The organism is Marinobacter sp. OP 3.4, from assembly GCF_036224885.1.
Lineage (GTDB): Bacteria > Pseudomonadota > Gammaproteobacteria > Pseudomonadales > Oleiphilaceae > Marinobacter.
Genome location: NZ_JAVVLT010000115.1, coordinates 19,966 through 30,809, shown reverse-complemented (window position 1 = coordinate 30,809; position 10,844 = coordinate 19,966). Strand labels below are relative to the sequence as shown.

General features: G+C 62.8%; 7 protein-coding genes. 1 reads left to right on the top strand and 6 read right to left on the bottom strand.

What is annotated here, in order from left to right:
• Positions 1 to 634 precede the first annotated feature (634 nt).
• Positions 635 to 2,179 (top strand): peroxidase family protein, encoded by a 1,545-nt coding sequence (locus RO069_RS19800; protein WP_328189792.1) that lies wholly within the window; start codon positions 635 to 637, stop codon positions 2,177 to 2,179.
• A 45-nt stretch (positions 2,180 to 2,224) separates the two neighbouring features.
• On the opposite strand, the gene RO069_RS19795 is transcribed toward RO069_RS19800, so the two are convergent.
• From RO069_RS19795 to RO069_RS19770, 6 genes are all read right to left on the bottom strand, one after another.
• Complete coding sequence (locus tag RO069_RS19795; RefSeq protein WP_328189791.1) at positions 2,225 to 2,977, bottom strand: sulfite exporter TauE/SafE family protein; 753 nt, start codon at positions 2,975 to 2,977, stop codon at positions 2,225 to 2,227.
• A 10-nt stretch (positions 2,978 to 2,987) separates the two neighbouring features.
• On the bottom strand, positions 2,988 to 5,150 hold the full coding sequence (locus RO069_RS19790; RefSeq protein WP_328189790.1) for a TRAP transporter permease: 2,163 nt from the start codon (positions 5,148 to 5,150) through the stop codon (positions 2,988 to 2,990).
• Positions 5,151 to 5,177: 27 nt separating this feature from the next.
• Positions 5,178 to 6,185 (bottom strand): TAXI family TRAP transporter solute-binding subunit, encoded by a 1,008-nt coding sequence (locus RO069_RS19785; RefSeq protein ID WP_328189789.1) that lies wholly within the window; start codon positions 6,183 to 6,185, stop codon positions 5,178 to 5,180.
• A gap of 176 nt (positions 6,186 to 6,361) precedes the next feature.
• Positions 6,362 to 6,907 (bottom strand): PRC-barrel domain-containing protein, encoded by a 546-nt coding sequence (locus RO069_RS19780; RefSeq protein WP_328189788.1) that lies wholly within the window; start codon positions 6,905 to 6,907, stop codon positions 6,362 to 6,364.
• Between the two features lie 157 nt (positions 6,908 to 7,064).
• Positions 7,065 to 7,715, bottom strand: coding sequence for a CerR family C-terminal domain-containing protein (locus tag RO069_RS19775; RefSeq protein WP_328189787.1), 651 nt, complete (start codon positions 7,713 to 7,715; stop codon positions 7,065 to 7,067).
• Positions 7,716 to 7,720: 5 nt separating this feature from the next.
• Positions 7,721 to 10,837 (bottom strand): efflux RND transporter permease subunit, encoded by a 3,117-nt coding sequence (locus RO069_RS19770; RefSeq protein ID WP_328189786.1) that lies wholly within the window; start codon positions 10,835 to 10,837, stop codon positions 7,721 to 7,723.
• Positions 10,838 to 10,844: the final 7 nt, after the last annotated feature.

The following is a 10,844-nucleotide window of genomic DNA, read 5'->3' as shown; positions in this document are numbered from 1 at the left end:
AGGCAGGGTGGAGCAGTCCATGGCTCTTGTCGACGGACCACCTCATCCGTGAGGTGGTCCGTTGTCAGCCAGGCCGCGCCCATTATGCCGCCTTCGAGGTCATATCGCCGATTCCAGAGTGTCCGGTCCTCACAACTGTAATGCCTGCCAACATCCACTTAAAAACGACAGTCCCTTTGGCGGGCGCTCTACCATGCGCCTGAAACCGACTGACAAAGAAAGACTTACCTTCCCCGCCCTGACTGGTATCCCCACCACTTTCGCTGAATAACACGGCAATAGCGTCGTAGTGGCCTTCGGAACCTCATTAGATGTCAGAAATTAAGCCTGGCTCAAAATGAATCGAACGACGCCGAAAATCCAGGAAAACCCATAAAATCGTAAAATTTTACCGTGACACATGTCACAAAACAGTCGAGAACTTTTACAACCAACAGGGGTTCTCCCGGCCACCACTGGCCTCAGGCATCGCCCCTTGCTGTCGGGTCATGCCAGTCCATTGATATTGCAACGGGATGGCTATTTTTTGACCAACTGGCACGCCGGATGCTCGATTCCTGTCCCGGAAGCAAAGGCTTCCGGTCAATCCTGGTAAGTGAATAGACCCAATGACAAGGACAAGATGGAGAGAGTCATGAACATCAAGGAAAACCGGATCCCCGATCCCCAGGACTACAGCAGGGCCAACCTCTGCCCCGGCCACGGCATGGGCGGACGTCACCCCACCCGGGAGGGGCTGGGCCGGCTGTCGGGACATGATGACCCGGGCATGTTCGGGCGCATGTTCCCCAACCTGACGCCCCTGGACGTTCCGGACCACAAGCTGACCGCCCTGGCCGAGGCCATGCTGGATCCGGAACCGGATGGCGAGGACCGCAGTAACCCCGCGATCCCCGGTGGCTACACCTACCTGGGCCAGTTCGTGGACCACGACATCACGCTGGATCTCAGTTCCCTATCGGACAAGAAGCGGGATCCCCTGGGCCTGGAGAACTTCCGCACCCCCTCCCTGGACCTGGACAGTGTCTACGGCCTGGGGCCGGACGGCTCGCCCCACCTGTATGCCCGCAACCCGGATAATCCAAGGGAAAGGGGACCCAAACTGGTGATCGGGGATAACATCAACGTGGGGTTCGGCGGCATTACCGGGGAGTTCCGCAACGACCTGCCCCGCAGCCCCGAGGGCATGGCCCTGATCGGCGATCCCCGCAATGACGAGAACCTGGTGGTCGCCCAGACCCACCTGGCCTTCCTCAAATTCCATAATGCAGTATGCGATCACCTGGCCGGTGAAGGCGTCCCCGCCGCCGAGATCTTCGACCAGGCCCGCCGGACCGTAACCCACCACTACCAGTGGCTGGTGCTGCATGACTGGATGGAGCGGCTATGCGGTGAAGGCTCAACCGACCGTATCCTAGACCAGGGCCGCAAGTACTACCGCTTCAAGCACACCCCCTACATGCCGGTGGAATTCTCGGTGGCGGCCTACCGGATCGGCCACAGCATGGTGCGTCAGCAGTACAGCCACAACCGCGTATTCCCGGATACCGGCTTCAGGCTGTTGTTCGAGTTTACCGGCCTGTCCGGTGGTATCACGGGGCGGCTGGCCCCCGAGAATCCCACGGATCCCGTTCCCGTCTCGAACCTGCCCAGCAACTGGATCATCGACTGGCGGCGCTTCTACGAACTGGATCGTCCCGACGGCGTCGCCTTCAATGCGTCGAAAAAGATCGACGCACTACTGGCGAAGGAACTGCATTCGTTACCGGCCGGCGGCGGCAACCTGGCGGAGCGCAACCTCAAGCGTGGCGCCAGCCTGGGTCTGCCCTCCGGTCAGGATGTAGCCCGGGAGATGGGTCTGACGCCCCTCACCGGGGAGCAGATCGCCAGCGGCCCCGATGGCCAGGTGGCCCGCGACCAGGGTCTGCACGAGGCCACGCCCCTGTGGTACTACATCCTCAAGGAAGCGGAAGTCACCCACAACGGCGAACGGCTGGGGCCGGTGGGCGCGACGATTATCTCCGAGGTGTTCGTGGGGCTGGTCCACGGCGACCACCAGTCCTACCTCTGGCAGGAAGGCAAGGATTGGAAACCCTTCCTGGCCTCAAAGGAGCCGGGGCGGTTCACCATGGCCGACCTGCTGACCTTCGTGAATGAACTCAACCCCATCGGGGATTGAGCCTGTCCCATGCGCGGCACCGCTACCGGTGTCGCGCGGCCCCACTCAGTAAAGGATCAGCCGCACCAGGATGGCCGCCACCATGGCCAGGGTCAGCCACTTGATCCAGCGGGCGCCCTGGGGCCCCATATTGACCTTCACCGCCATCATGGCCCCGGCCATGTTACCCGCCGCCAGTACCAGGCCCGTTATCCACAACACCTGCCCCTTGGCGGCGAAAATGGCCAGGGCCGGCAGGGTGTAGATCAGGATAATGAACACCTTGATGACGTTCACCTGGGGCAGGTCGATCTTGAGCATCCGGTAGAGCACCACGATAAACAGGGCGCCCACCCCCACCTGGATGAAGCCTCCGTAGAGCCCGATCAGGAACAGCGCGAGGTATTCCACGACACCGAGCCGGTCCGGGGTCAGTGGGCGGGTATCCAGCTTCGGCTGGGGCAGCAACATGAATACCGAGGCACCGATCATGGCAATGATCAGCACCGCCTCGAAAATGGCCGAAGGAATCCAGGTGGCGGTCCAGGCCCCCAGCAGGGAGCCGGCGACGGCGGGAATGGCCAGGCGGATGCTCACCGCCAGGTTACTGTGTCCGGCCCGGAAGAAACTGCCCACGGCGGTGATGCTCTGCAGCGTAATCGCGACCCGGTTGGTGCCGTTGGCCACCTGGGCCGGCAGGCCCAGGAACATCAACATCGGCAGGGTGAGCATGGAGCCGCCGGCAGACAGCACGTTGATAAAGCCGGCGACACCGCCAATCGCCACCAGGGCCAGCATTTCCCAGAGGGACAGGGTCATGACCACCCCCTCACGCCGTGGCAGCTACCCCCGGTCCGCTCTTGAAACGGGCGCTCCATACCAGCAGCGCAACGAAAATCGCCACGCCGGCGAGGTCGATCCAGATCATTCCGTGAGGCCATAGCATCAATGCTCCGACAGGGAACATCAGCGCCCGTAACCACCACTGCAGCGGATGTTCCAGATACCCTTCGAGGCCCGCAATAATGGCATAGATGCCAAACAGCGCAAACGTGAACACCATGAACATCTCCAGTGGTGTGCCGGAGATCAACGGCGAATAGGCAAACAGCAGCGGCACAATGTACAGGCCCTTGGCCACCTTCCAGGCAGTGAGGCCGGTACGCATGGCCGGAGTACCGGCAATGGCTGCGGCGGCGAAGGCGGTCAGGCACACTGGCGGGGTAACATTGGAGTCCTGGGACAGCCAGAAGATGATCATATGGGCCGCCACCAGCGCCATGGTCAGGGCATGGGGGGACAGCGCCTGTTCCAGCAACTGGCTGGTGAAGTTTTCCGGCACCTCCGCGAGCATGGCCACCGCCTGGGCCCGTTCCATGGGGTCGCTGAGCAGTTCCGTCGCCTCCGGCGAGGTCAGCATGAAGATCGCCCGGGCCTGCTCCGGCAGGTTACCACTGGCCATCAGGTCAATCAGCTGGCTCTGGGCGATCAGCTGATAGATAGCCGGTGCGGACAGGGTCGCCAGTACAATATACGCGGCGGTAACCGGCAGCCCCATGCCCAGGATCAGGGACGCCAGCGCCACCAGCACAATGGTCACCAGCAGGCTGCCCCCGGCCCATTCAGTGATCATCAGCGAAAAGGTATTACCGATACCGGTGGTGGAAATTACCATCACGATCAGACCGACGGTAATGAGCAGGATCGCCGTGGTCATGATATTGCGACTGCCCTGGGCCAGGGCTTCAAGGATGTCCCTCAATGTCATGGGCTTGCGGGCAAGCCAGGACGCCACCACCACGGATACGATAGCGATACCCGCCGCATAGGTAGGCGTAAAGCCGTAGATCAGCGATGCCACCAGCACCACCAGCGGCAGCAGGTAGTGCCAGCCACCCTTGAGCACCTGGCCGAAGGTCTCGGCCTCCTCGTCCTCGAGTTTGACGGCGTGGCTGCGCTTGGCCTCAATGCGCACGAACATGGCCACGGAGAGGAAATACAGCAGCGCCGGCAGGGCGGCAACCCCGATGATGGTGAGGTAGGACACCTGGGTGTAGGAGGCCATGATAAAGGCCCCGGCACCCATCACCGGCGGCATCAGCTGGCCCCCGGTGGAAGCAGCGGCCTCGACACCGCCGGCAAAGCGGGCCGGGAACCCGGCCTTGCGCATCAGGGGAATGGTAATGACCCCGGTGGACACGGTATTGGCCACACTGGAACCGGACACCGACCCCATCAGTCCGGAGGAGAACACCGCCACGAATCCGGGCCCGCCCACGAAGCGGCCAGCAGCACAGCGGGCCAGGTCGATAATGAAATCCCCGGCACCGGACTTCACCAGGAAGGCGCCGAACAGGATAAACATGAACACGTAGGTCCAGGAGATGCGGGCAATGGAGCCCAGCATGCCCTGCCCCCCGATGTAGGAACGGTAGAGCACCGTCTCCCAGGTCAGCCCCGGGAAATTGAAGATGCCTTCCACATACTGCCCCCACCAGGCCACGTAGGTGAGGGCAACAATACACAGGCAGGGAATGAACCAGCCGGTGGTGCGGCGGGCAAACTCCAGCACCAGGCCGACGGCAATGATGGACACCACCCAGTCCGCGGTAGAGAACACCACGCCCCGGTCATAGAGGGCGTCCTCGAACCCCATGAGGTACAGGGCACAGCCCAGGGCAGCCAGGCCCAGCACCAGGTCGACCCAGAATACGGCCCGTTGGACACCGGCCCGCTCACTGCGGACCAGCGGCATGGCCAGGGCACACAGCAACCCGAACAGGCCGAAGTGCAGGGCAGAGGTCCACAGCTCCGACAGGGTGGAAAAGGTGTTGAACCACAGGTGGACCAGGGCGATACCGATGGCCAGCACGAAGATCACCCGGCCAATGACCGGGTGTTCCAGGCGTTCCGGAGCCTCCTTCGGGCTTTCCTCGCGGATCTTTTCCAGCCGGGCATCGACCCCGGTGTCGTCACTACGCGGTTCTGTCACTCGCGGCTTCCTGTCCTGCCCGCTGATTTATTGCGCTTTCAGGCGATCCGGAATCTCGATGCCCTGCTCCTCATAAAATCGCTGGGCACCCGGATGCAGCGGCATGGGCAGGCCCACAATCGCTTTCTCCAGGGCCATGGCCTTGGTGGCCGCGTGGATGTTGTTGAGGAACGGCAGGTTCTCGTAGATGGTCTTGGTGATCTGGTAGACGTCTTCCTCGGACACATCGGCCCGCACCGCCAGGATGTTGGGCTGGGCGATGGTGTTGATCACCTTGTCCTGATTGGGGTAAGTGCCCGCCGGAATCTCATAGGCGGACCAGAGCTCGAACTCGCTGTTGACTTCAGCCAGCTGGTCGTCGGTGAAGTCCAGCGTGGTAATCTCGCCCCCCATATTGGCGTAGGCCCGGGTCACGGCGGAGGCGGGGACACCAGCGGGAATGTTCATGCCGTCGATGTTGCCGTTCTGCAAGGCATCGGCACTGGGACCGTAGCCCATGTAGGCTATGTCCATCTGCTCCAGGTCAACGCCGAGTGCCCCCAGGATAAACCGGCCAGAACCTTCCGTGCCGGAATTCCGGGCACCAATGGAGAACGTCTCGCCATAGAGGTTTTTCATATCGGAAATGGTACCGGAATCGGCCAGTTCACTGCGGATAACGAAGTGCTCCACGTTCTGCCAGAGCATGGAGACTGAACGCAGGTTCTTGTAAGCCTTGGGCACCGGGCCCGATCCCTTCCAGGCCCAGGCGCCATAGAGCCCCTGCAGGATGCCAAACTGGGCCTGGTCCTCGTCCATCAGTTTCAGGTTTTCGCCGGAGCCGGCGGAACTGATGGCGGAAACGGAAATGTTCTCGGTGGGTTCCAGCTTCACCTTGATCAGGGTCGAGATGGCAACCCCCACCGGATAGTAGGTGCCGCCGGTGGTGGCGGTGCCCATGATGTACTGGCCTTCGGCATGGGCTGTCATCGAGACACCAAGGGACGCCGAAACGAGCAGGCTGGAGGCAAGCTTCAGGAATGAGCGCTTTCGCATGGGAATGTCCTTATTGTTGGTCTGTTCGCTGACTTTCGGGTGTTGTTATCCCGATAAATCTAGACCAGCCAACGCCGGACAGCTACCCGAAGCCCTTAGACTTTAGGCGGGTATCAATGTGTAACCAGAGTGGCAACGGCAGGAAGCGCCTTGCGGTGTGCTTCCTGCCCGGGGCATCAGTTAGTGGCTTCCTCGATCTCGTTGCCCACTTCCCTGGCCCCTTCCTTGATGTTGTACCAGGCGGATGACGTGGCCTGTTTGGTGTTTTCCCAGGCACTTTCGCTGATGTCCTTGGTGTTCTCCCAGGCCTGCTGCAGACTCTGGCTGGTCTGGTTCCACCAGCTTTCATCGTATTCCGGCAGCGCCTTGATCTCGTCCCGGGTCGCTTCCATATGGACCTGATAGTCCTGATCGTCAAACTCGTCGCTGTCATCGTCCGGGGCCATGCGCACGGTAAAGCTGCCGCGCTCGGCAACCACATCACGGCCGGCCAGCCCGAGCACGTCTCCGGTCTTGACGACCAGCGAGTGCACCGACATGTCGTTGCCCATCAGGATGTCCTCGACCTCGCCGACTTCCTCGCCGCTGCGGTCGTAGACTTCCGCGTCCATCAGATCATCCGCGGAGTAGAGCCCTTCGGCGGCATTGGCCGACAAGGCAAATGCCAGGGAACCGGCTGCCAGGGACAGACCCATTGCCCGAACCAATGATGTGCGCATCATATTGAACTCCTGTATTCCTCGACTCCTGTTAGGGAAGCTCCGCCGCCTGAGCGCCGGAACCCGGTAAACGATGTGAAGTGAGTCACATCATCAATAACGCTAGCAAGGCATCCGGCCGTAACCAAATGACAGTATGGCAATGGACCGGCAACCGCTATCAGCGTCCCAGGCGCCTGATATGGTCCACCACCACGGCTTCCGCCAGGGCGATGGTGTCAGGCTCAAAATGGCCTCCACTTTCCAGGCGCCGCAGCAACGGCGTGCGTCCGATCAGGAAGAACACGATCTGCCCCACCAGGGTGTGGGCCTCCAGGATCACACGCTGATCGGAGGGGTCCAGGCCCACCAGCACACTGACCAGGGTGGTGACAGTGACATGGGCCTTCTCGAAGGCGTCCCGGTACAGGATATCGAAGGCCTCGGAGGGGTTGGCCTGCTCCCGCATCACCAGCATCAGCCAGCGGCGGGCCTCGGGTTTCTCCATGAACAGGTGGACCATGCGTCCCACAAGCTGCTCCAGTAAACCCCGGGCCTGGTCCCGGTCCAGGGTGCGGGCGTGGTCATGGGTAATGCCCATCTGCTCCAGTTGCAGGGTTTCCCGCAGGCGACTGGAGATATGCCGGGCTGCCGCCAGGTAGAGGCCATGCTTGTTGCCGAAGTAGTAGGCGATGGAGCCGATATTGGCCCCCGCCGCGGTGGCAATCATGCGGGTGGTGGTACTGCGGAAGCCATGTTCGCCAAACAGGTCGATACCCGCCAGGATCAGGTTTTCCGCCGTCTGGTTATCGGCATTCACCGGGCTGCTCAATCCACTCACTCCTTTCCGTCAACACTGGCGGGCTCCAGTGTGCCGGATTCCCGGCCGAAGAAATACGTGTACAGCACCGGCACCACTCCCAGGCTCATCACCGTCCCCAGGGCCAGACCAAAGGCCATGGCGCTGGCCATGCCGTAGAATAGCGGGTCGTGACCCACGATCAACGGCAGGAACCCGAGGATGGTGGTGATGGTGGCCATCAGGATGGGTCGCAACCGTCGCACGGAGGCCGCCACCACGGCATCAACCATCGGACGGTCGGGTTCTTCCTGCCGGTTCAGGTCGATGCGGTCGATCAGTACGATGGCGTTATTGATGATGATCCCCGCCAGACTGTAGATGCCCAGCAACACCATGAAGCCGAAGTTGGCCCGCAGCACCAGCAGGCCCAAAGCCACGCCCAGGATCACCAGGGGAATCGTCGCCACGATCAGCAGGGGCCGTTTGAAGGAATTGAACTGGGCCACCAGCAGCACCATCACGATGCCCAGGCACAGGGGCAGGTTGGCCTGCAGCGCGGCCCGGCCCTCGGCGGACTGTTCCACCACGCCATCGAACGCCACCTGGTACCCCGGTGGCAGGCTGGCTTCCAGTTCCCGCAGGGCCGGCTCCACCCGGGGCACCATCTCCTCCGCGGTATAGTGGCTGTTGCGGGCCTCCACCGTGATCGACCGTTTCAGGTCTTCCCGGTCGATACGATAGTAACCGTTGCCCAGGGAGATATCCGCCACCTGGTTCAGGGCCACGCCCTCCCCGGGCGATTCCAGCGGGTAGACCGTCAGGGAGCGAAGCCGTTCCAGGCTTTCCCGGCCCTCCTCCTGGTAGCGGAGCATCACCGGGATATGGCGGTCCCCCTCCCGGTAATCGGTGATGCGGTAGCCGTCGATGGCACCTTGCAGGGAACGGGCAATATCGGCGGAGCTGACCCCGGCACGTCGGGCCCGGGCCTGGTCCACCTCGATGTGCAGCGACGGGATCCGCGCCTCCCAGCTCTGGCGCACATCCCTCGCGCCGGGCACATCGGCGAGGATGCGCTCCACATTCGCCGCCGACTCGAACAGCACCTCCCGGTCCGGCCCGGTCACCTGTACCTCCAGCAGGTTGCTGTCCGAGGGCCCCAGGAACATGCGGGTGACCTGGGCGGATACGGACGGATGGCGGCTGGCCAGCAGCCTGCGGGTATTGGCCAGCACGCTGTCCATGTGTCTGGCGTCGCTCACGTTCAGTACCAGGAAGCCCTTGTTGGGGGCCGGGTCGATGGGCGTCAGCGACAGCACGAAACGGGGTCCACCAAAGCCCAGGTAGGCGGCGACGCTCTCCACATGGGGATTGTCCTCCCCGGACAACAGGTCACTGATCCGGCGAATCCCGTCGTCCGCCACGCTCGGTGCGATATCCGAGGGGAAGTCCACGTACACCAGCACCTGGCTGCGGTCGGAATCCGGGAAGAACTTCTTGGGCACCACCTGCATCAGCCCCACGCCAACGGCGAAAGCCACCACCATCAGCAGCAGGAACGTCTTGCGGTAGCGCAGGATCGTCCGCAGCAGCCGTTCGTAGACGGCGGCCATGCGTCCGAACAGTCGGTCCGACAGGGTCGCTTCAGGCGGCGTATCCCCGGTCCCATTCACGGAACGCGCCGGCGCCTTCAGGAAGCGATGGCACAGGATCGGTGTCACCGTCATGGACAGCAACCAGGACGCCAGCAGGGTAATGGCCACCACAATGGAAATGGACCGGGTGTACTCACCGGCCACATGCTCCGCCAGCATCAGCGGCAGGAACACCAGGATGGTGGTCAGGCTGGAGGACAGCAGCGGCATGGCCAGCTCACTGCCGGTCTGCTGCAACGCCTGGTTGCGACTGGCGCCAGCCTCCAGGCGGGTCTTGAAGTCCTCCGCCACCACGATGGCGTTATCCACCAACAGGCCCAGGGCGATAACCAGGGTGGCCAGACTCATGCGCTCCAGGGTCATCTCCGTCAGGCCCATCACCGCCAGGGTCACCAGCATGACCCCGGGAATGATCGACCCCACGATCAGGCCCGTGCGCATCCCCAGGAACAGCACCACCACGGCCAGTACGATGGCCAGGGTCTGCAGCATGCTGGCGGTGACGCCGTAGACGGCATTGGCCACCTGCTCCGCCTGGAAGGTCATGATGTCCAGGTGATAGCCCGCCGGCAGCGTGGGCCGGATGGTGTCGATGGCGTCCCTCACTGCGTGACCGAAGTCCAGCACGCTGTGGCCTTCCAGCATGGACACCGCCAGTACGATGGCCCGCTCGCCATTGAAGTAGGCCGGCCGCTGCACCGGGTCCACGTAGCCGTGGCTCACCTCCCCCAGGTCCTGCAACCGCAGGGTACCGCCTTCCGGCAGCTGGATTTCCGCCTGGCGCAGGGCCTCCAGGCTGTGGAAACCACCGCTGACCTGCAACGCAAAGCGCTGTTCACCGGACTCGATCACACCGCCCGGGGGCAGGATGTTCTGCTTCTCCAACTGGTCCGCCAGGGCCTGGGGAGACAGCCCCAGTTCGGCCATGCGTTCCACTGGCAGCTCCACAAAGATGCGCTCCGGCTGTACGCCGATCAGCTCCACCTTGCGGATGCCCTCGATGCCGTAGAGCTGGGCCCGGATGTGCTCCGCCATCTGGAGCTGTTCGGCCTGGGAGAAGTCACGGGAGGTCAGCGCGGCGGTGACCACTGCCACGTCGCCGAAGTCGTCGTTCAGGTTGGGTTCGCCAGCCCCCTCCGGTAATTCCGGACGGGCCGCATCGACACGCTCCCGCACCTCGTCCCAGATCTGGTCCAGGTCGAAGTAGCGATCGTGGATCACCACATGGATGATCGAGCGGCCCCGCATGGAGGTGGAGCGGATCTCTTCCACCTCCCCCACCTTGCGCACACTGGCCTCCAGGGGCTTGGTGATGGTCTCCTCCACCTCCTCGGCGGACAGCCCCGGGTATTCGGTGGTGAGCACCGCCTCCCGCACCAGGATCTCCGGATCCTCCCGGGTGGGCAGTGAAACGTAACTGAAGGCGCCGTAGACCAGGGCCAGGACGGTGGTCAGCAGGACAACGGGACGGTAGCGGAAGGCGAACTGGGACAGGTTCATGGCCACC